Raw genomic sequence first — 21,516 nt, forward strand, 5'->3', positions numbered from 1 at the left:
CGGCTCACACGAATCGCAATAAAACCCTGATAGATAATTTGTCCGATTAAGGGGCGATCTTGATCGCTGTATCTCGCCGGCACGGGTCGTGGTAGCGGATCGTCCGCTCGCACAGGTAGGTCCGTTCCGCGTCGGTCGGGTCCCCTGTGGTGATCGCGAGGGTGACCGTACGGCGTAGGTCCTCCTCGATCGCCCCCTGGTTCTTCACGGTCGGCGGCACGAGCAGGGCGTCGGTGGCGGTGCCGTCCGCGGTCAGCGCGTAGCGGTGGTTGAGCAGTTCGCGCGGTGCCTCCGTGGCGCCGTGGCCGGTGTCCGCCGCGGGCGGGACCTCCACGCAGGGGGGCGAGGGCGGCTCGTACGTCTCGATAATCCGTAGGGCCTCGGTGACCGCGTACACGACCTCTACGGCCCCTACGAGGATCGAGCGGTAGGGGTTGCGGCACACCGCGCCGTCGTACGGGTCGCCTCCACCGCCGGACGGGACAGCCAGCGGCCGCTGATCGCGAAGCGGGCGAGTGAGCCGGTGAGGTGGCGGCGGCCGTCGAGGCGGGAGTGCAGGGCAGTGGAGTGCGGCACCTGCTCCTCGCGCACGCGGACCAACCGGTAGCCGTTGGCTGCGATCGACGCCCCAGTCGGACGGAAGCTGCTCGGCGGAGTCGAGTACGTCGAGGGCGATCGCCCCGTCACGGACTGTGGGGCCGACCACGGTGCGTCCCTCCGCCGCCAGAGCAGTGGCCGGGGCGGCAAGGCCTTCCCGGTCGATCACTGCGGTTGCTCGGGTGGCGGTCATTGGGATCCTCCTCGTGGCTCGCGGTGCTCCGCTGTGATCCGCGAGGTGCCTCTTCCACGACCGGCGTCGGGGGGCGAAGCACCGGTGGAAGGAGTGGTTCGGCCCTGTGCCCGGGGCCGGTGGGTATCCGTCCGCATGCCGGGAGCGTTGCGCGTGGGCTACGGACCGGCGTACGGCGTCTGCGCCCACGCGTGGGGCCCCGCCGTGCTGCCTCGCCCTCTGCCTGCGTGTCAGCCGCCGTGGACGTCCTGGGGCGTCAGCTCGCGCGCGACGGACTCCGCCCACGCCGTCACCGCCGCGAAGTCGCGGAAGTCGCCGCCCTCCCCGGAGCGCACGATCATGCGCGCCGCTCGCCCCTTGGCCCGCTCGTCGAGCCGCCCGCCGAAGGCCACGTGCGCACGGGCGCCCAGTCGGTGGGCCAGGCGCCGTACCGCCGCCGGGGCCGACAGGTCGCGCCGTGTGGCCGAGGCGTCCAGCGGGCCGCTGCTCAACAGCCACAGCGGGCGCCGGGCCAGCTCCCACCGGTGGCGGCGGGAGAAGCGGCGGGCGTCGCGCTGCCAGCGGCCGGCGTACAGGGCGCCGCCGAGGACCACGGCCTCGTACGGCGCCAGGTCCGGTACGTCGGCGGCCGGGCGCACCTCGGTGTCGAGGCCCGCCTCGCGGAGCACGTCCCCGACGGTGCGGGCCAGTTCGGCGGTCGAGCCGTAGGTCGATCCGTAGGCGACGAGGACCGTGCGTGCCATCGCCGCACCTCCTTCACAGCTTGCGCAGCCAGTCGTCGGCGACGCCTTTGCGTGCTTGGTCGGTGGGCCGCAGGTGGGAGTCGTCGAAGCGGTAGGTGAGTTTGTCGACCACGTCGACGACACCGTCGATCTGCCGGGTCATCCGCACGGCCACGGGCACCTCACTGCTGCGCTCCACCTGCCCGCGCAGGGTCACCATCCCGTCCAGCACGTCCACCGCCAGGGTCTGCGGAGCCGGCCACAGCGTGTCCACCAGAACCCCTTGGACGACGTCCCGGCGGATGTCGGCGTCGGGCCGCAGGAAGATCTGGAGCAGGTCGCGGCGGGTGACGATGCCGACCAGCCTCTCCTCGTCGTCGAGGACGGGCAGGCGCTCGACACGGTGCCTGGCCATGGTGCGCGCGGCCCCGGCGACGGTGTCCTCGGCGTACACGGTGACGGGCGGGTGCGACATCAGTTGTCCGGCCGTACGGGCGCGGGCCTTGGCCGTGCGCTCGCGCGCGCCCGGCAGCAGCCTGCGCCGGCGGCGCCCGGTGGGCGCGGGCGCGTAGGGGTCGTCCGCCTCGGCCTGCCGCATCACGAGGTCGGTCTCGGAGAGCACGCCGATGACGTGCCGTTCGTCGTCCACCACCGGCATACCGCTGATGTCGTTGCGGTGCAGAAGCTGCGCCACGTCCTTGAAGGGGGTGTCGTAGGTGGCTGTCACGACGTCGCGCGTCATGACCGCGCCGACCTTGCGGTGCTTCATCTTCGTTCGCCTCCTTGTCACACGGCTCGGCTTCAGCGGAGTCGTCGTAGTTGCCGCAGGTACGGGTCCTGGGACACGCGCGGCAGGAGCCGGATGTGGGCGTCCAGGGCGGTGATCTGGCCGGGGCGGGCCAGGACCGGGTTCAGGTCGGCCTCGGCGAGCTGCGGCAGGTCGACCGCGAGGCGGGAGAGGCGCAGCAGGAGCTGTTCCAGGCCTTCCAGGTCGACGGACCCGTTGCCGCCGTGGCCGAAGAGCAGCGGCGCGCAGCGCGGTGCGGTGATCAGGTCGTGGACGTCGTGGTCGGTGAGCGGGGCGAGGCGGGCGGCGTGGTCGGCGAGGACCTCGGTGGCGGTGCCGCCCAGACCGAAGAGCACCAGGGGGCCGAAGACCTCGTCCTGGACCACACCGGCGAACAGTTCGGTACCGCGCGCGGCGAGCGGCTGGACGACCACGCCGGTCATCAGGTCGCCGAAGCGGGTCTCCAGGTCCCGGTGGGCGGCCCGTACCTGGGCGTCGCCGCGCAGGTCGAGGTGGAGGGCGTGGTGGTGGGTCTTGTGGAGCAGGCCGGGCCAGTGGGCCTTGAGGACGACCAGGCCGTCGGGTCCCTTGAGGCGGTCGGCGGCCAGCACCGCCTCGTCCTCGGTCTCCGCCCAGGCCCAGGGCAGTTGGGGGATGCCGTAGCAGTCGAGGAGTTCGGCGCGCTCGTGGGGGCCGAGCCAGCCGCCTTCGGGGTGCTGGTCGAGGTAGGCCTCCACCGCCGCACGGGCACGCGGCGTGTCCACGTCGGTGAGCGCCGGGGTGGTGCCGGGCGGGCGGGCCAGCCACCGGGCGCGCTCGACGGCGTGGGCCAGGGCGCGGGCGGCGGCCTGCGGTTCGGCGTAGGCGGGCAGGTGGCCCGTGTCGGCGGGCAGCAGGCGTACCGGCTGGTCCTGGTCGATGAGCACCGCGGCGACCGGTGTGTCGTGATGCCGGTCCGGGGCGTGGGTGAGGGACCGGACGAGGACGTCGCCGGTCGCCGCGGCGACCGCGGTGGGCACGAGCACGACCAGGACCGCGTCCACTCCCCCGCTCGCCGCGACGCGGTCGACGCAGGCGCGCAGTTGCTCCTCGCTGACGGCGGCGGTGGCGTCCACCGGGTTGGCGGCGCTCGCGCCCTCGGGGAGCACGTCGAGCACGCCCTCGATGAGCTGGTCGCCCAGCAGCGGCAGGCTCAGCCCGGCCTCCGCGCAGGCGTCGGCGGCCAGCACGCCGGCGCCGCCCGCGTTGGTGACCACGGCCACCCGAGCGCCCGTGGGAAGCGGCTGGGCGTGCAACAGGGCTGCCGCTTGGAGGAGTTCGGTGACGGAGTCGGTCGCCGTGATGCCGGCCTGGGTGAACAGCGCCCGGCGGGTCATGGTCCGGGTCGCGGCGGCCGCCGTGTGCGAGGCGGCCGCGGCACGGCCCGCCTCGGTGCGGCCCGCGTCGAGGGTCAGCACGGGCATCCGCCGGCTGACGCGCCGCGCGGTACGGGAGAAGGCACGGGGGTTGCCGAACGACTCCAGGTGCAGCAGCGCCAGGTCGGTGACGCCGTCACTCTCCCACCACTGGAGCAGGTCGTTGCCGCTCACGTCGTACTTGTCGCCCAACGAGACGAAGCTCGAGACTCCGATGTCGAGCCGGGCCAGCCCGCTGAGCAGCGCGATGCCCACGCCGCCGGACTGCACCGCCACCCCGGCCGTGCCGGGCCTCGGATGTGCGGCGGCGAACGTGGCGTCCAGGCAGATGTCCCGCTCGGTGTTGGCCAGGCCCATGCAGTTGGGGCCCACCAGGCGCATGTCGTGAGCGCGGCAGGTGTCCAGCAGGGCCCGCGCCTGCGTCGCGTCGAGTCCGGCCGAGACGACGAGCAGAGCCCTGACGCCGTGCTTGCCGCACTCCTCGGCCACCGTGGGGACCTGCGCCGCGGGCACGGCCAGGACCGCGAGGTCGGGGACCTCCGGCAGGGAGGCGACGTCGGGGACGGAGTGCACGCCGACGACCGTCGCGGCGTGCGGGTTGACGGCGAACGACCGGCCGCTGAACCCGCCGGTCCCCACGTTGCGGAGTACGGCCCGGCCCACCGAACCGGGCCTGCGGCCGACACCGATCACGGCGACGGAGCGCGGACGCAGCAGGGGACGCAGGCTCGCCACCCCGGCGATGCGGCCGCGGGTCTCGAGGGACGTCAAGTAGGCGTCGGTCTGGTCGAGGCGGACGACGCAGTGCACTTCGGTGCCGTCGAAGTGGCGCACCGTGCGCAGTCCGAGGTCCGCGAAGACCTTGAGCATCTCGTGGTTCTCGGCGAGCGCGTCGGCGGTGAACGCGCTGATCCCGTCCGCGCGGGCCACCGAGACCAGGTGTTCCAGCAGGAGGGTGCCGACACCCCGGTGGTGCCAGCCGTCCGCGACGGCCACAGCGATGTCGGCGGTGACCTGGCCCGGCGCCGCAGTGTCCGTCCCGGTGATCTCGTACTCGGTGATCCCGATGAGGTGCCCCTCGTGCTCGGCGAGGAGCCCGCGGTAGCCGGAACCGGCGCCCGCGCAGGACGTCGTCCCACCCGGCGCGGCACACCTGCGCACACGGGCCGCGGCCCGGGCCGCCGAGCGGGGGCTCGCCACGAAGAACCGGTAGCGCAGGTGCTCCGGCGACATCGCCTCGTACAGGCGCAGCACCGCGTCGTGGTCGTCCGGCTTCGCGTGCCGGATGCGTACGGTGGTGCCGTCGGCCAGCAGGGCGTGCGTGGGGCCGTCGGCCGTCGTGCGGGGTGCGGAAGGGCTGGGAGCGGCGCTGCCGGTCATCACGTACCTCGCGATGCGGTTCGGTGGGTGGACGCCTTCAGCGTCCGGCCCGGCGTTCGCTCCGCGCAGAGGCCGGGTGGGCACGAGTCGGGGCCGGGCGGCAGCGCCCCCTGGGCCGAACGGCCCTCATGGCAGTGGTGCGCCGAGTTCGCTCCCGCACGCGGGGCAGGCCACGGGTTCGGCGTGGAAGCGCCGGTCGCGGGGGGCGGCGTACTCGGCGGCGCAGTCCGCGCACATCGGGAACCGGCGCGTCGTGCATCGTGGTACGGAGCCGGTCGTAGGGCAGGTCCTCGTTGATGGTGGCGCGTGGCCGGCGGTCCGTGCAGTTGGCGAACGGATACCGGTAGCGGCGGTCCTCCGGCGCGAACAACTCCCGCAGGCAGGCGGCGCAGATCGCCGCGTCCGGGGGGATTTCGCGCGGCGCGGCGGCAGCGGGTCCGCCGGGTCGCTGTGGCGGACCTGGAAGGTCCGGGTCGGGGACGCGGCCTCGCCCGCGGCGGTCCCCGGTTCCCGGCGGCTCGTCCGCCGGTGTCCACGCGACCTCCCGTACGCGCGCCAGCACCGGCGCCCGCTCGTACAGCCGCGGCCCGAACTTCGCGAGGGCGTCCGCCGACCCTGTCGCCTGCCCCTCGACGTGACCGTCGACGTTCGCGACCCAGCCGGTCAGCCCGAGCTCACCGGCCAGCCGGTGCACGAACAGCCAGAAGCCGACGCCCTGGCGATCCCGTGGACCACGAAGCCACGCGTCACGTGCGTCACGGTTCGCCCCGGGCGGCGGCGTCACGGTGCCGCACGATCTCCTGCTCGACCGAGGCGGCCAGCGGCCCGACGACGTCCGCGACCGCGGGCGACAGGCCCGTGCCCAAGGAGGTGTCGGTGCCCTCGACCGCGATCCGTGTCCGTTCCCTCATGGCCCCACCGTCGGCCCGCGGGCCCGGTGTGCACAGGGGCCGACCGGCCCTTGTCGAAGGGCCGGTGCACCCGTACCCCCCACGGCGACACCGCGGGACGCTGGTGGCACAGGGAGGTGAGGACGATGCTCCGGCCGATCGTGGTGGGCCTCGACGGCTCACGTGAGAGTGTCGCCGCCGCGCATTGGGCGGCCAGGGAAGCGCTGCGCCGGGGACTTCCGCTGCGCTTGGTGCACGCCGGGGAGGGGCTGCCCAGGGATGACGAACCCGTCACGCTGCCGGAGTTGGCGGCTCCGCGCTCCTGGGCGCGGCGGATCCTGCGTGGCACCGCGGACCGGCTCCACGAGGAGTACCCGCAGGTGCCGTTGACCACGGAGCAGATCCGGAGGCCGACCGTCCCCGCGCTGCTCGCCGAGGCCGAGCCCGCGGAGCTGCTGGTGCTCGGCAACCAGGGTTTCGGAGGACTCGGCGGACTCCTGGCAGGGTCGGTGGCCATGGCGGTGGTCGCCCACACGCGCACCCCCGTCGTGCTCGTGCGGGCCGGGTTCGGCGCCGTGGACGAGCATGTGCGCAACGGCGACGGCGAGACCTCGGCCCGGGCCCCGTACCGGCCGGTGGTGGCCGCTGTCGACCTGCGTCACGCCTGCGACCCCCTGCTCGCCTTCGCCTTCGAAGCGGCCCGCCATCGCGCGGCACCGCTGCACGTCGTCCACGCCTGGCGGCTGCCCAACACCACTTCAGGCCCCCGCTGCACGCCGCTCATGGACCACCAGGGCGCAGCCCAACAGCTTCCCCCACAGCCCCAGCCCCAGCCCCAGCTCGCAGGTTGTCGCCGCCAGTGCCGCGTGCGTGATCTGTTCCTCCTGATGGGTGCGGGCGCGGTGTGCGATCTGGCGGACGGGGTCTTGTCGACGGCCTACGCGATCTCGTCGTAGTCCACGCCGACAACCCCAGTTCTGTGGCAGCCCCGCCGCCCGTGGCCCACATCACATCCGCCCCGTGTCACAGGAGCGCGGCGATCGGCGCCTTATGGGCATCAGCCACACGATTCCGCGAGTGAGGAAGCTCCGATGGAAACCCGTATGAACCTGTTCGACACCGCGATCGGCACGAAGATCGGCAAGCGCATCTACGCCGTCAGCCAGGTCATCCACGAGTCGCCGCTGCCGAAATCCACCCAGGAGTTGGTGCAGTTGCGAGCCAGCCAGATCAACGGCTGCGGCTTCTGCGTCGACATCCACAGCAAGGACGCCGCCGCAGCCGGCGAGGACACAGCCCGGCTCAGCCTCGTCGCCACCTGGCGGCACTCCACCGTGTTCACCGACGCCGAGCAGGCCGCGCTGGCCCTCACCGAGGAAGGCACCCGCATCATCGACGGACACACGGGGGTCACCGACGAGACCTGGGCCCAGGTGCGCGAGCACTACGACGAGGAGCAGGCCATCGCTCTCGTCTCCCTCGTCGCCATGATCAACGCGACCAACCGGCTCGGCGTGATCCTCAACAATCAGGGTGGGTCCTACGTGCCCGGCAACCTGGCCACTGTCGCTGGTTGACGCACCGAGACCGGCCCCGGTCGAAGGATCGGGGCCGGTCTCGATCGGTGCAACCCGTTTCTGTTCGCATCCCGAGGAGATGACGACGTCATGAGCCTAGAGATGGTGCGGTTCCGCACCGACAGCGGCACATCTGCCGAGGTCCGGTCGCAACCGGCGGAGGTGTTCGCCGCCCTCCAGACGGCATCACCCCAGGGCCCGGTCTCCACGGCGTACTCCAGTGAGCCGGGAACGGACTGCATCCCCTGGCCCCCGTCGAGAGGGAGGCGGCCGAAGCGAATCCACTGGTGGGACTGCCGGAAGCCGCTCAGAGGCGCGACCGGATCAGCCCAGCCGCGGGGGCGCCGGTGCCGCCAGGGCCGTTCGTCGTCGTGGGGTGGTGCAGCTCGTGAACTCCGTGCTGATCATCGCCACTGTCGGGTGCGTCGTCGCGAACGGGTTCATGGCGATCGCGGACTACGCGCGAGCGCCGTTCGTGCTGGCGAACTCCGCAGAGGTCCGGCTCAAGCCAGCCGCGTTGCCGTACCTGGCAACCCTCAAACTCGCGGGGGCTGCCGGCCTTCTCCTCGGCCTTCTCGGGGTCCACTGGCTGGGCCTGGCGGCCGGAGTCGGCTTGACCGCATTCTTCATCGGCGCGGTCCTGTTCCACGTCCGCGCACGTGTCTTCCACAACATCGCCTTCCCCGGCGCCTACTTGCTCCTCGCAGTCGCCGGCACCAGCTTCTTCATGGGCGCACTATGACTCACGCCGCGCCCGGCGGGCTCGCTCGCGTGCCCACCTGACGACGTACGGTCGGCCGTACCCGGTCCCGGATACGGCCTCGCCGCGCGTGGACGTACGCACGCGCTCATGTGTGGCGACTTCCCGTCGAGCCCTACGGAAGCCAGGCGGCGACGTACTCCGTCAGGTCGAGCAGCCGGTTGGTGTACCCCCACTCGTTGTCGTACCAGCCGAAGACCTTGACCAGTTCGCCGTGCGCCTGGGTCAGCGGGGCGTCCAGGACGCAGGAGGCGGGGTCGCCGACGACGTCCCGGGAGACGATCGGGGCGTCGGAGACCCGCAGGACGCCCTTCAGCGGTCCGGCGGCGGCCTCCCGGAAGGCGGCGTTGACCTCGTCCGCCGTCACGGGACGGTCGAGGATCACGCCGAGGTCGGTGAGCGAGCCGTCCTCGACGGGGACGCGTACGGCGATGCCGTCCAGGGTGCCGGACAGTTCCGGCAGGACGAGGCCGACCGCGCGGGCGGCGCCGGTGCTGGTGGGGATGATGTTGACGGCGGCGCTGCGGCCGCGGCGCGGGTCCTTGTGGGGGCCGTCGAGGACCACTTGGTCGTTGGTGTAGCCGTGGATCGTCGTCATGAGTCCCTTGACGAGGCCGAAGTGCTCGTCGAGGACCTTCACCATGGGTGCGACGCAGTTGGTGGTGCAGGAGGCGTTGGAGACGACCTGGTGGTTCTCCGGGTCGTAGGTGCTCTCGTTGACGCCCATCACGATCGTGGCGTCGACGTCCTTGCCCGGCACGGACAGCAGCACCTTGCGGGCGCCCGCCTTCAGGTGCTGTCCGGCCTGCTCACGGGTGCGGAAGCGGCCGGTGGACTCGATCACCACGTCCACGCCGAGGTCGCCCCAGGCCAGGGCGGCCGGGTCGCGTTCGGCGGTCACGGCGACGCGGTGCCCGTCCACGGTGATCGAGTCGTCGTCGTGCTCGACGGGGCGGCCGAGGCGGCCGTACGTCGAGTCGTAGGCCAGCAGGTGGGCCAGTGCGGCCGGCGAGGTGATGTCGTTGACCGCCACGACCTCCACCGGCGTACCGGTCCCGGTCTCCGCGCGCTCCAGTACCAGGCGCAGGTAGTTGCGTCCGATGCGGCCGAAGCCGTTGATCCCCACACGCACGCTCATGTCCGTCGTCCTCCCGGTCGGTGTCGCTGCGTCGCTGCGTCGCTGTCTCTTGTGTCGCTGCCAGCGTTCTGGACGGTGCCGGGGGCGGGCTCGGGCCCTACGGGGGCGAGCCGGGGGACGTTCGGCCCCCGTGGCTCGCCCGGTGGCGTCAGCGGCCTTCTTGCCTGAGCCGGTCCTGGGCCTGCGTGGCGATGACGGCGGCCTGGACACGGCGCTCCACGCCGAGCTTGGCGAGCAGTCGGGAGATGTGGTTCTTGACCGTCTTCTCGGCGAGGTAGAGCCGCTGGCCGATCTGGCGGTTGGTCAGCCCTTCCCCGATCAGCGCCAGGATCTCCCGCTCCCGCTCGGTCAGGCCCGGCAGGGCGTCGGCTTCCCGCTCCGGTTCCTGGCCCTGGCGCAACCGGGCCATCAGCTTGGCCGTGGCGCTGGGATCGAGCAGGGACTGGCCCGCGGCGACCGTACGCACGGCCGAGACCAGGTCCGAGCCCTGGATCTGCTTCAGCACGTACCCCGAGGCGCCCGCCATGATCGAGTCGAGCAGGGCCTCCTCGTCGTCGAACGAAGTCAGCATCAGGCAGGCCAGGTCGGGCACGCGGGAGCGCAGCTCCCGGCACACGGTGACGCCGTCGCCGTCCGGCAGCCGGACGTCGAGCACCGCCACCTGTGGGCGCAGCGCGGGCACGCGCACCAGTGCCTGCTCAGCGTTGGCGGCTTCCCCGACGACGGTGATGTCCGGTTCGTCGTTCAGGAGGTCGTGCACCCCGCGCCGTACCACCTCGTGGTCGTCCAGCAGGAAGACCCGGATCGGGTTGTCGGGGCCGGGCTGCTCGCCGTCCGCCATCGGATACTCCTCGTTGTCCGCGCTGTCTGGTCTCCGCCCGGGCTCCGGCCACTGCGGGCTCCGGTCCCCGTCTCCTTCAGATCTTGTGCGATCCCGGGCCGGAGGACCAGGGCCGGTCGGCCCTACTGGTCCCGGTGCCCTCCACGCACGGGGCCTCGTCGGAGCGCCTGCCCCCGGTCGGGTGCTGCCGAACAGGGGCACGTGAGCCGAGCCTCCCGGCCCCGTCCGACCACAGCGGTCGGCTGCCGAGGGAGGCGTCCCTCCGGGTGCGCAGGCCGTCTCCCGCGACTCGGGGCCGGTCGGCCCGGCCCGCGGGACGTCCAGCACCTGCCACCGCCACGGAACAGGATCGACTGTGGAATCGCGCGGCATCGGCACGACCGCGGAGCACGGCCTGCGGGCAGCAGCCGTCCGGTCCTCCGGCGAGCCACTGGTGACCCGAGGAGCGACCGGCTCGGCCGGCGGCAGCAGCCAGGGCTGCGGGAGGTGCTCCAGCTCGCGCAGCCGACCGCGCCGAGGGGGCACAGGCGAGCGAGAGACCGAGGCCCCCGCCTCTCCCCCGACTTCGGAAGGAAGACCACCGTCATGGTCCGTTACGTGTACGCGTTCACCGAGGGCGGCCGTGACATGGCCGGCCTGCTGGGTGGCAAGGGAGCCAACCTGGCCGAGATGACCCGGATGGACCTGCCGGTCCCGGCCGGTTTCACCGTCACCACCGAGGCCTGCCGGACCTTCCTCACCACCGGGGACGAGCCGGACGGTCTGGCCCGCGAGATCGCCACCCACCTGACCGCCCTGGAGGAGGCGGCCGGGCGCCGGCTGGGGCAGGCGGACGATCCGCTGCTGCTGTCCGTCCGCTCCGGCGCCCGCTTCTCCATGCCCGGCATGATGGAGACGATCCTGGACATCGGCCTCAACGACGACTCCGTCCTGGGCCTGGCCAAGGTCTCCGGCAGCGAACGCTTCGCCTGGGACTCCTACCGCCGCCTCGTCCAGATGTTCGGCAGCACCGTCATGGGCGTCGACAGCGCGCTGTTCGAGGACGCCATGGCGCGCCTCAAGGACGCCCGCGGGGCGCGCGACGACCTCGGTCTGGACGCGCCCGACCTGGCCCAGCTCGTGGAGACGTACAAGGAGCTGATCCGCCGGGAGACGGGCGAGAGCTTCCCCCGGTCCCCGGCCGAGCAGTTGCGTCGGGCGGTGCTCGCCGTCTTCGCGTCCTGGAACGGCGCACGCGCCCACCTCTACCGTCGCCGCGAGCACATCCCCGACGACCTCGGCACCGCGGTGAACGTACAGACCATGGTCTTCGGCAACCTCGGCCCCGACTCCGGCAGCGGCGTCGCCTTCACCCGCGACCCGGCCACCGGACGCACCGGCCTGTACGGCGACTACCTGTCCCACGCGCAGGGCGAGGACGTCGTCGCCGGGATCCGCAACACCGTCCCGCTCACCGATCTTGAACACCTGGACCCGGCCTCGTACACGCAGTTGCAGGAGCACATGCGGACCCTGGAGACCCACTACCGGGACCTGTGCGACATCGAGTTCACCATCGAGCGCGGCCGGCTGTGGATGCTGCAGACCCGGGTGGGCAAGCGCACCGCCGCGGCCGCGTTCGCCATCGCCGCCGAGCTGGCCGACGAGGGGCTCATCACCCCGGACGAGGTCCTGGCGCGCGTCAGCGGGGAGGGGCTCGCCCGGCTGATGTTCCCCCGGTTCGACACCTCGGCCGTGGGCGAGGCGCTGGCGCACGGGCTCCCTGCTTCGCCGGGGGCCGCCGTGGGCGCCGCGGTGTTCGACTCCGCCGAGGCGGTCCGGCGCGCCGCCGCCGGTCAGAAGGTCGTCCTCGTACGGCAGGAGACCACGCCCGACGACCTGCCCGGCATGGTCGCCGCCCAGGCCGTACTCACCAGCCGCGGCGGGAAGACCAGCCACGCGGCCGTCGTCGCCCGCGGCATGGGCAAGGTGTGCGTGTGCGGCGCCGAGGAGATCACCGTCGACCCGCAGGGGCGCCGCTTCACCGTGGGTGACACCACCGTCGAGGAGGGCACGGTCATCTCCGTGGACGGCTCCGAAGGCGCCGTCCATCCGGGCGCGGCCCCGCTCGTGGACTCCGCGGTAATGCGGTACTTCGAGACCGGCACCGTATCAGGCGGTCTTGTCGAAGCCGTGGCCCGGGCCATGCGGCGGGCCGACGCGGTACGGCGGCTGGGGGTGCGGGCGAACGCCGACACCCCCGAGGACGCCGCCCGGGCCCGCCGGTTCGGTGCCGAGGGCATCGGCCTGTGCCGCACCGAGCACATGTTCCTCGGCGACCGCCGGCAACTGGTCGAGGCGATGATCCTGGCCCGCACCGACGCCGAACGCCGACGTGCCCTCGACGCGCTGCTGCCACTGCAGCGGCAGGACTTCGTCGGCATCCTGGAGGCGATGGACGGTCTGCCGGTCACCATCCGCCTGCTCGATCCGCCGCTGCACGAGTTCCTGCCCGACCGCACCGAACTCGCCGTCCGCCTCGCCGCCGCCCAGGCACAGGGCACCCCGCCCGCCGCGCACGACGCCGAGCTGCTGGACGCCGTGAACCGGATGCACGAGGAGAACCCGATGCTGGGCCTGCGCGGCGTCCGCCTGGGCCTGGTGGCGCCGGGCCTGGTCGCGATGCAGGTTCGGGCGATCGCCGAGGCGGTCGTCGCGCGCAGGCGGGCGGGCGGCGACCCGCGGGCGGAGATCATGGTGCCGCTGATCGACACGGTCGAGGAACTGCGCCTCGTGCGCGAGGAGGTGGAGCGGGTCCTGGGCGAGGTCTCCCAGGAGTCCGGCGTCCCCGTCACGTGCCCGGTCGGCACGATGATCGAGCTGCCCAGGGCCGCCCTCACCGCGGGCCGCATCGCCGAGGAGGCGCGGTTCTTCTCCTTCGGCACCAACGACCTGACCCAGACCACGTGGGGGTTCTCCCGCGACGACGTCGAGGCGGAGTTCTTCTCCGCCTACCTCGACAAGGGCATCTTCAAGGTGTCCCCGCTCGAGACGATCGACCGCGACGGCGTGGGCCGGCTGGTCGAGATCGCCGTCGCCGAGGGCCGTACCGCCCGGCCCGACCTGAAGATCGGCGTATGCGGCGAGCACGGCGGAGACCCGGAGTCGGTGCACTTCTTCCACGCCGCCGGGCTCGACTACGTTTCCTGCTCCCCGTTCCGCGTGCCGGTCGCCCGCCTGGAGGCCGGTCGCGCCGCTCTCTCCGGGGCGGAGGGCAGCGACAGCAGATGAGGGACGGCCCGGCGCCCCTGCGAGGGGCCGGGCCACTCCGCGACGGCCTCGGTGGGCGCGAGCAGTCCTCACCGAGGCCGGTCGGCTTCTCCGGAACGGTCCGTCTCACCCGGTGTCCTCAGGTGACGTCCGCACCGGGCGCTTGCACCGGGGCCGAAGGCCCTCCGCGGGACGGACCGCCCGGCACCACCCCAGGCATTCGGTCCCCCGCTCCGGGACCGTCGGCCCCTGCACCTCGGCGCGCCGCGTACGGAACGCTGGGAAGGCGCCGGGAACTCGTCTCCGGACGGTCCGAAGAGGACAGGAACAGCCGCTCGGCCGACAGGGTCCGCGCATTCCGGTCCCGTTGCCCCGCGGACAGCACCCCCGGAGAACCAGATACCGGTGGGTGTCTTGTACAGCAGTATCCGTTCCGCTTCCTTCGCGGACGGTGGACGTGGAAAGGAGTCGGTGATGGCCCGCACTGTCGGTGAGGTGATGACCAGCGAGGTCGTCGAAGCACGCAGGGAGACCTCGTTCAAGGACCTGGCACGGCTCCTGGACCGCCACCGCATCAGCGGCCTGCCCGTGGTCGACCACGACGACAAGGTGGTGGGCGTCGTCTCCGAGACCGACCTCGTACGCCGCCAGGCAGCCCAGCCCGGTCATGTCCGCGTACGGCGTCTCCGTACCCCCGCGCCGCCCCGTTCCGCCCTTCACGCGCCCGCGGCGGGCCACGCCATGACCGCGGAAGAGCTGATGTCGTCGCCCGCCGTCACCGTGCACCCCGAGCAGCGCGTCGCGGACGCCGCACGCGTCATGGAACGCCACCGTGTCGACCGGCTGCCCGTGGTGGACGAGGAGGACCGGCTGATCGGCATCGCCACCCGGCGGGACCTCCTGCGGGTCTTCCTGCGCACCGACGACGAGATCCGCCAGGACGTGACCGACGACGTCCTCGCGCGGGCCCTGAGCCTGCCTCCCGGCACCGTGACCGCCTCGGTCAGGGACGGCGTGGTCGTGCTGGAGGGACCGCTGGAACGGCGCAGCGACATCCCGCTCGCCATCCGGCTGACGTGGCGGGTGGACGGCGTGGTCGGGGTGGTGAACGACCTGACGTTCCGGGTCGACGACACCCGTCCGCCCGAGCACCACGCCTAGGACGTGCACACCCCCTGCTGTTCGACGACTGGCTGGGTGCGGCCGAGGGTGGTGGTGAAGGCGGCCTCGGCCGTTAGGGCTCTTCGGCGTCCTTCCTGCTGAGGAGGCAGCGTCCGCCTCCTCCCCTGGCGCGGGCAAGGGGCCGGATGACGCCCCGCCGACCGGCTCCCATGGCGGACGCGGCCGGCACGGGGCGGCGCGCATCCGCTCGCGCACGAGCGTGCAGCGACGTTCACGCACGCCTTCCGGTCCCTGCCCCTTCAGGGCCGTCCGGCCCCACATGCCGGGCCGGTCAGACAGCGGTGCGGGGACCGGGCGGACCTGCACGGCGCATGCGCGTCGGAGAGACGCTGATGACGGAGTGGTACCGGCCCCCGCGGTCCCGCTCCCGACGGGCCGTCCACCGTGCGGCCGCACCCTCGACGCCGGAGGCACCCCCATGACCCGCCACGACGCCCGCACCCAGACCGCCACCGTGGCGAAGGCCCCGACCGAGGCGCCGTCCGACATCGCCGTGGCCGTCGACCGGCTGGTCACGAACGGGCTCAAGGCGCTCGCGGACTACGAGGCCCTCGACCAGGAGCAGGTCGACCACATCGTCAAGAAGGCCTCGGTCGCCGCGCTCGACCAGCACACCGCGCTGGCCCGTCTCGCGGTGGAGGAGACCGGACGGGGCGTCTTCGAGGACAAGGCGGCCAAGAACATGTTCGCGTGTGAGCACGTCACGCACAGCATGGGCCCGATGAAGACCGTCGGTGTGATCGCCCGCGACGACACCGAGGACATGGTCGAGATCGCCGAGCCGGTCGGCGTGGTGGCCGCGGTCACCCCGGTCACCAACCCGACCTCCACCACGGTCTTCAAGGCGCTGATGGCGCTCAAGACCCGTAACCCGGTCGTCTTCGCCTTCCACCCCGCCGCCCAGCGCTGCAGTGCCGAGGCCGCCCGGGTCGTGCGCGACGCGGCCGTCGCGGCGGGAGCACCGGCGCATTGCGTGCAGTGGATCGAGTCCCCGTCCCTGGAGGCGACCAGGACGCTCATGCACCACTCCGGTGTCTCCTTGATCCTCGCCACCGGTGGCAACGCCATGGTCAAGGCGGCCTACTCGGCCGGTAAGCCCGCCCTGGGCGTGGGCGCGGGCAACGTACCCGCCTACGTGCACCAGAGCGCGAAGCTGCGCCGGGCCGTGAACGACCTGGTGCTGTCGAAGTCCTTTGACAACGGCATGATCTGCGCCTCCGAGCAGGCCGTCATCCTCGACGACGAGATCTATGACGACGCCCTGGCCGAGTTCCGGCGGCTGCACGCGCACCTGGCCACGCCCGAGGAGAAGGCGAAGCTGGAGGCGTTCCTCTTCCCCGCCTCCGGCGGCTCGGGCGGAGGCTGCGAGCCCAAGGTGAACGCGGCGGCCGTCGGGCAGAGCCCGGCCTGGATCGCCGAGCAGGCCGGTTTCACCGTCCCCGACGGTACCTCCCTCATCCTCGCCGAGACCGAGCGGGTCGGCCCGGACGAGCCGTTGACCCGCGAGAAGCTCTGCCCGGTCCTGGCCGTCCTGCGTGCCGACTCCGAGCAGCGGGGCTTCGACCTGGCCGCCGACATGGTCGCCTTCCACGGCCAGGGCCACAGCTCCGTCATCCACACCGAGGACCGGGAGCTGGCCGAGGCGTACGGCAAGCGCATGAAGACCGTCCGCGTCATCGTCAACTCGCCCTCCTCGCAGGGCGCCATCGGCGGCGTCTACAACCACCTCCTGCCGTCCCTTACGCTCGGCTGCGGCTCCTGGGGCAGCACCTCGGTGTCCAACAACGTCTCCGCCGCCCACCTGCTGAACGTCAAGCGGATCTCCGCCCGCCGCAACAACCTCCAGTGGTTCAAGGTCCCGCCGAAGATCTACTTCGAGCCGCAGGCCATCCGCTATCTGCAGGCCATGCCGGACGTCCACCGCGTCACCGTCGTCACCGACACCACCATGACCCGCCTCGGCTTCGTCGACCGGATCTCCCGCGTCCTGCGGCACCGGCCCCAGCCGGTGACCTTGCAGATCATCGACAGCGTGGAACCCGAGCCGAGCATCGCCTCCGTGCAGCGCGGCGCCCACCTCATGCGGGACTTCCGCCCGGACACCGTCATCGCCCTCGGCGGCGGCTCGCCCATGGACGCCGCCAAGGTGATGTGGCTGCTGTACGAACACCCGGACATCGACTTCGCGGACATGCGGCAGAAGTTCTCCGACATCCGCAAGCGCGCCTTCCGCTTCCCGACTCCGGGCAGGCTCGCCCGTCTGGTGTGCGTGCCCACCACCTCCGGCACCGGCGCCGAGGTCACCCCCTTCGCCGTCATCTCCGACCCGGCCACCGGCAAGAAGTACCCGCTGGCCGACTACGCCCTCACCCCCAGCGTCGCCATCGTCGACCCCCTCCTGACCGCCTCCCTGCCCCCGACGCTGGCCGCCGACAGCGGCTTCGACGCCCTCACCCACGCCATCGAGGCGTACGTGTCCGTCTACGCCAACGACTTCACCGACGGCCTCGCCCTGCACGCCCTCCGCCTGATCTTCGACAACATCGAGGCGGCGGTGAACCACCGCGACGCCTCGCCCGAGGCCTGCGAGAAGATGCACAACGCCGGCACCATCGCGGGCATGGCCTTCGGCAACGCCTTCCTCGGCATCGTCCACGCCATGTCCCACACCCTCGGCGCCACCTTCCACATCGCCCACGGCCGCACCAACGCCGTCCTGCTCCCCCACGTCATCCGCTACAACGGCACCGTCCCCACCAAGCTCACCGGCTGGCCCAAGTACGAGAACTACCGCGCGCCGGAACGCTTCCAGGACATCGCCCGCACCCTCGGCCTGCCCGCCGCCACCCCGGCCGAAGGCGTGGAAGCCCTCGCCGCGGCCGTGGAACGCCTCCGCGACGCGGTGGGGATAGAACGCTCGTTCCAGCAGCTCGATGTCGACGAGCAGGCCTTCCTCGACGCCCTCCCCCAACAGGCGCTCAACGCCTACGAGGACCAGTGCGCGCCCGCCAACCCGCGCATGCCCATGCTGGACGACATGCAGGACCTCATGCGCGCGGCGTACTTCGGCACGGCCGACGCGCCTGTTCAGCGCAGCCGGGACCGTTGTCCCCGAGGGCGCGAGGCGTGACAGATCTGGGATGGACGTCGTTGAAGTGCCTGCTGGTGATGGTGCCGGGAGGGGGCTTGCGCATGTCGTCCTGCGCGTACGTCACCTCTTTCGTCGAGAGGAGAGGTGGTACCGCCGTGGTGACGCTGTGAGCGGTGTACGGGAGTCGGGTGGGTGGCGGGGCACCGTGTCCGTCGCGTTGCTGGCCGCGGTTCTGGCCGGTCAGGGAAGTGTGGTGTCAGCGGCGGAGTCCGGTGGCGGACGAGCGGTGGGCACCGCCTCGTTGGACGGCGGTGCGGCGTCGGTATCACGTACGACGGTCGTCATGCGTGACGGCACGCGCATCGCCGCCACGGTCCACACGCCGGCGGGGGCTGGACCCCACCCGTTGATTGTCGTGCCGGGGGCGTGGTGGACCATGCCGCAGGATGTACTGCTCGACGAGAAGAAGGAACTGGCACGGGCCGGCTATGTGGTGGTCTCCTACGACCCGCGAGGCTTGCGGAGTTCGGGCGGGGAGATCGATATGGCGGGGCCGTCGGACCAGGCGGACGCCTCGGAGATGATCACGTGGGCGCTCGGCCACACGCCTGCGGACGAGCGGCGTGTGGGGCTGTACTCCTCCTCGTACGGGGCGGCGGTGGCTTTGAACACGGCGGCTCGTGATCCGCGGGTGGCAGCCGTCGCGTCCCTGTGCCCGTGGACCGACCTGTTCGATTCGTTCGTGCGCAATGGCACCAACGCGGGGACCATCGCCACCTATCAGGCCGTGCTGGGCGCGCTCAACGGTCGGATGAGTGCGCAGACGCGTCAGGCTTTCGCGAGGTTGACGAGCAAGCGGGACACAGCGGGCGTGCGGGTCTGGGCGCGGCAGCGATCCCCTCGCACCTTCACTGCGGGGCTCAACGCGCGACGTACGCCGGTGTTCATGGCCGGCGAGTGGGATGACCCTCTGGTGCCGGCTGGTCAGACGGGCCGGTTCCTGGACCAACTGACCGGTCCGAGGCAACTACGGATGAACCCCGGGGGCCATGGGGATTCCAGTTCGCGTGAAGCAGCGCTGCTGCAGCCGAACGCTGCCATTCGCGAGCATGCCCGGCACTGGCTCGACCGGTTCCTCCTGGGCCGGCTCAACGGCGCGGATCGCCATGCGCCGTTGCTGGTGCGCCCTCGCAACGGCGACCGGGTGGAGAGCTATCCGAGCTGGTCGGCCATGGAGCGCTCCCCCTCGCACGTGCCGTTGCGGGCGCAGCGGAACTCCGGACGGGACGACGTGCGCCTGCTCACGGGCCTGCACTCGCCTGCCGACTCGGGCGCCTTCCCCGTCGCCGGTCTGGCCGACTCGGCCGGCCTGGCACCCACCACCGTGCTCCCCCTGCTCGACTCACCGCTCGCGGCCGTCTGGCGCAGCGAACCGCTGGAGAGGCCCTGGAGATTGCGGGGCTCACCCGTCGTGCGCTCCCGGCTGACGTCCACGGCGCCCGAAGGCACCTTCGTGTCCTACCTCTACGACGTGGACCCGCTGGGTGTGGCGCGGCTGATCAGCCATGCCCCCTACAGCTTCAGGGGCGCCACACCTGGTACCCGTTTCGCGGCCGAGGTGGCGATGCCCGCCGCTGCGTGGAACGTCCCGCCCGGGCACCGCCTGGCGCTGGTCCTCGACGGCAGCGACCACCGCTACACGGGCGTCGGCCCGATCGCCTCGACTCTGACGTTCTCAGCAGCCGATACGCGCCTGAGCACCCCACTGCGCCCCGCGTGACACCGGTGGCCGGGCGTGAAGCACGTATCACAAACGGATGATATTGCGGGCCAAGGGGTGTCCTGGCGACAGTCACCGCGTTGGGGAGGGGACGGTATCGATTTCCGGTGGCGGCCCGCGCCGCGCCGTGAGCTGGGAAGTGGTGGTCATGCCGAGTGGTCCGTCCGGCGGTGCGGAGCGAGTACACCATGTGGCCGTGTTCAATGTGCCCATGTCAGGGCACGTGATCCCGACGCTGGCCGTCGTACGTGAACTGGTTGAGCGCGGTCACCGGGTGAGTTACGCGGTGACCGCGCAGTTCGCCGACGAGGTCCGGGCAGCGGGCGCGACACCCGTTCTCTACGAGGTACCCGATCCCGGCGAGGCCCCTGAGGACATGGTCGTCGGGGTGACCGGCGCGGTCGGGGTCAACGTTGCCGCCCTGCCGCAGTTGGAAGCCGCGTTCGGTGCCGACGTGCCCGATGTGGTGCTCTCGGACGTGTACGCGTGGGCGGGGCCGCTGCTGGCGGCCCGCTGGGGAGTTCCCGCCGTGCAGTTGGCCCCCACGCACATCCCGTACGACGGTGTGGTGCGGGACTTCTACGGGCTTGAGGACATCGCGCAGATCCCCGGCTTCCCTCAACTCGCCCAGGCGCTGGAGGAATTCGGCGTCCCGGGAGGAGTCCACGCGTTGACGCTGGCGCCGCCGAAGACGATCGCGTTCTTCCCCCGCTCCTTCCAGCGTCGTGCGCAGACGGTGAGGGCAGGCGAGGCGCACTGGGTGGGCCCGGCCATCGGCGACCGGTCCTTCCAGGGCCGCTGGCACAGGCCCGAGGGTGACAAGCCGGTGCTGTACGTATCGCTGGGCTCCCAGTTCAACCAGCGCCCGGAGTTCTACCGGTCGTGTACGCAGGCATTCCAGGGCCGCGGGTGGCATGTGGTGATGAGCGTGGGTGCCGACGTGGCCGCCACCGGGCTCGGCCCGTCGGCGGACGGCTTCGAAGTACACGCGACGGTGCCACAACTGGACGTCCTGGCCGCCGCGTCGGTGTTCGTCACCCACGGCGGCATGGGCAGCCTGATGGAAGCCTTCTCCCTCGGGGTGCCCGTCGTCGTGGTGCCTCAGATGGCCGAGCAGAGGGTCAACGCCGCCCAGGTCGAGGAACTGGGTGTCGGACGCCACCTCCCCCGGGAGCAAGCCACCGCCGACGCCCTGCGCGAGGCGGTCCAGGCGGTCATGGACGACCCGCGGATCACCGGTGCGGTGGCCCGGTTGCGCCGCGACATCAGCACGGCCGGCGGCGCGGCAACCGCGGCCGACATCATCGAGAAGACCCTGGCGGACACCCCCCTGACCACATGCTGACCTGGTCACCGTCACACCTGCGCCGGCCCTCCATGACAGCCCGAGGACGCCGCCTCCTCCCGGCCGTGGTCAACGGCGCACGCACCACCGTCCCGAACCGACCGCAGACTTCTTCCCGGAGCAGAACACCATGGAATCCTTCACCACCCGTCGGCACATCAGGATGAGCGACGCCGACATCTACGGCAACGTGCACAACCTGTCGATGATCCGGTACGCCGAGGACACCGCCGTCGAACTGGCTCGCAAGCTCCAGCACGAGCACGGCATCGAGAGCTACTGGGGTATCGCGGACATCCAGGCCGGCTTCACCATGCCACTGCCCTGGACGACGTCCGAAGTCGAACTGTCCTTGCACGCCGAGAAGGTCGGCCGGGCCAGCCTGACGCTCCTCACCCGGATCACCTCCGAACACGGCACCCACGCCACGGTGAAGACACGCGTCATCCGTTTCGACTCCACCGGCAACCGTGCCGCCATCACCCCGGAGGAGCGCGCCCAGTACTCCCGCTACCTGGCGGACAGCAGCCAACCCGCAGGCCGGGTCCTGGCCCGGTCCCGAGCCTGAA

General features: G+C 72.0%; 16 protein-coding genes and 2 pseudogenes. 9 read left to right on the forward strand and 9 right to left on the reverse strand.

Annotated elements, in window-relative coordinates:
• Positions 1-46: 46 nt before the first annotated feature.
• The 7 genes and pseudogenes from IE330_RS16995 to IE330_RS17020 all read right to left on the reverse strand — a co-directional run.
• A pseudogene (locus tag IE330_RS16995) lies at positions 47-591 on the reverse strand (Ni/Fe hydrogenase subunit alpha); the annotation flags it as partial.
• A gap of 429 nt (positions 592-1,020) precedes the next feature.
• Entirely contained in the window at positions 1,021-1,533 is a 513-nt protein-coding gene (locus tag IE330_RS17000) for a flavodoxin domain-containing protein (protein ID WP_190136870.1), read from the reverse strand.
• A gap of 13 nt (positions 1,534-1,546) precedes the next feature.
• Positions 1,547-2,281 (reverse strand): CBS domain-containing protein, encoded by a 735-nt coding sequence (locus tag IE330_RS17005; RefSeq protein WP_190136871.1) that lies wholly within the window; start codon positions 2,279-2,281, stop codon positions 1,547-1,549.
• A gap of 32 nt (positions 2,282-2,313) precedes the next feature.
• Positions 2,314-5,094 (reverse strand): bifunctional acetate--CoA ligase family protein/GNAT family N-acetyltransferase, encoded by a 2,781-nt coding sequence (locus IE330_RS17010; protein ID WP_190136872.1) that lies wholly within the window; start codon positions 5,092-5,094, stop codon positions 2,314-2,316.
• A gap of 126 nt (positions 5,095-5,220) precedes the next feature.
• Positions 5,221-5,331, reverse strand: coding sequence for a hypothetical protein (locus IE330_RS39890; protein ID WP_308439019.1), 111 nt, complete (start codon positions 5,329-5,331; stop codon positions 5,221-5,223).
• Positions 5,332-5,437: 106 nt separating this feature from the next.
• Positions 5,438-5,878 (reverse strand): annotated as a pseudogene (locus IE330_RS17015) (acylphosphatase); the annotation flags it as partial.
• Positions 5,850-6,005: a hypothetical protein gene (locus IE330_RS17020; protein ID WP_190136873.1), complete on the reverse strand. Its 156-nt coding sequence runs from the start codon at positions 6,003-6,005 to the stop codon at positions 5,850-5,852. The pseudogene IE330_RS17015 and the gene IE330_RS17020, both read right to left, overlap by 29 nt.
• A 125-nt stretch (positions 6,006-6,130) precedes the next feature.
• Here IE330_RS17020 and IE330_RS17025 point away from each other — a divergent pair, with 125 nt between their 5' ends.
• From IE330_RS17025 to IE330_RS17035, 3 genes are all read left to right on the forward strand, one after another.
• Positions 6,131-6,940 carry a universal stress protein gene (locus tag IE330_RS17025; RefSeq protein ID WP_190136874.1) on the forward strand — a complete coding sequence of 270 codons (810 nt, stop codon included), beginning with the start codon at positions 6,131-6,133 and terminating at the stop codon, positions 6,938-6,940.
• 135 nt (positions 6,941-7,075) lie between these two features.
• Positions 7,076-7,561, forward strand: a complete 486-nt coding sequence (locus IE330_RS17030; protein WP_190136875.1) for a carboxymuconolactone decarboxylase family protein — start codon at positions 7,076-7,078, stop codon at positions 7,559-7,561.
• Between the two features lie 388 nt (positions 7,562-7,949).
• Positions 7,950-8,303, forward strand: a complete 354-nt coding sequence (locus IE330_RS17035) for a DoxX family protein (protein ID WP_190136876.1) — start codon at positions 7,950-7,952, stop codon at positions 8,301-8,303.
• A gap of 133 nt (positions 8,304-8,436) precedes the next feature.
• Here the strand turns inward: IE330_RS17035 and gap are convergent, their stop codons facing one another.
• Positions 8,437-9,459 (reverse strand): type I glyceraldehyde-3-phosphate dehydrogenase, encoded by a 1,023-nt coding sequence (gene gap / locus IE330_RS17040; RefSeq protein WP_190136877.1) that lies wholly within the window; start codon positions 9,457-9,459, stop codon positions 8,437-8,439.
• Positions 9,460-9,607: 148 nt separating this feature from the next.
• Positions 9,608-10,300 (reverse strand): response regulator, encoded by a 693-nt coding sequence (locus tag IE330_RS17045; protein WP_190136878.1) that lies wholly within the window; start codon positions 10,298-10,300, stop codon positions 9,608-9,610.
• A 585-nt stretch (positions 10,301-10,885) separates the two neighbouring features.
• Between IE330_RS17045 and ppdK the strand changes: the two genes are divergently transcribed.
• The 6 genes from ppdK (at position 10,886) to IE330_RS17075 (ending at position 21,515) form a co-directional block, all read left to right on the forward strand.
• Positions 10,886-13,570 (forward strand): pyruvate, phosphate dikinase, encoded by a 2,685-nt coding sequence (gene ppdK, locus IE330_RS17050; protein ID WP_190136879.1) that lies wholly within the window; start codon positions 10,886-10,888, stop codon positions 13,568-13,570.
• Positions 13,571-14,023: 453 nt separating this feature from the next.
• Entirely contained in the window at positions 14,024-14,710 is a 687-nt protein-coding gene (locus tag IE330_RS17055) for a CBS domain-containing protein (RefSeq protein WP_190136880.1), read from the forward strand.
• A gap of 439 nt (positions 14,711-15,149) precedes the next feature.
• Positions 15,150-17,861 carry a bifunctional acetaldehyde-CoA/alcohol dehydrogenase gene (adhE, locus tag IE330_RS17060; RefSeq protein ID WP_190136881.1) on the forward strand — a complete coding sequence of 904 codons (2,712 nt, stop codon included), beginning with the start codon at positions 15,150-15,152 and terminating at the stop codon, positions 17,859-17,861.
• 304 nt (positions 17,862-18,165) lie between these two features.
• Entirely contained in the window at positions 18,166-19,602 is a 1,437-nt protein-coding gene (locus IE330_RS17065) for a CocE/NonD family hydrolase (protein ID WP_190136882.1), read from the forward strand.
• A 211-nt stretch (positions 19,603-19,813) separates the two neighbouring features.
• Complete coding sequence (locus IE330_RS17070) at positions 19,814-20,947, forward strand: macrolide family glycosyltransferase (protein WP_190136883.1); 1,134 nt, start codon at positions 19,814-19,816, stop codon at positions 20,945-20,947.
• A gap of 130 nt (positions 20,948-21,077) precedes the next feature.
• Positions 21,078-21,515, forward strand: a complete 438-nt coding sequence (locus IE330_RS17075) for an acyl-CoA thioesterase (protein WP_190136884.1) — start codon at positions 21,078-21,080, stop codon at positions 21,513-21,515.
• Position 21,516: the final 1 nt, after the last annotated feature.

The sequence above is a fragment of the Streptomyces longispororuber genome, from assembly GCF_014656095.1.
Classification (GTDB): domain Bacteria; phylum Actinomycetota; class Actinomycetes; order Streptomycetales; family Streptomycetaceae; genus Streptomyces; species Streptomyces longispororuber.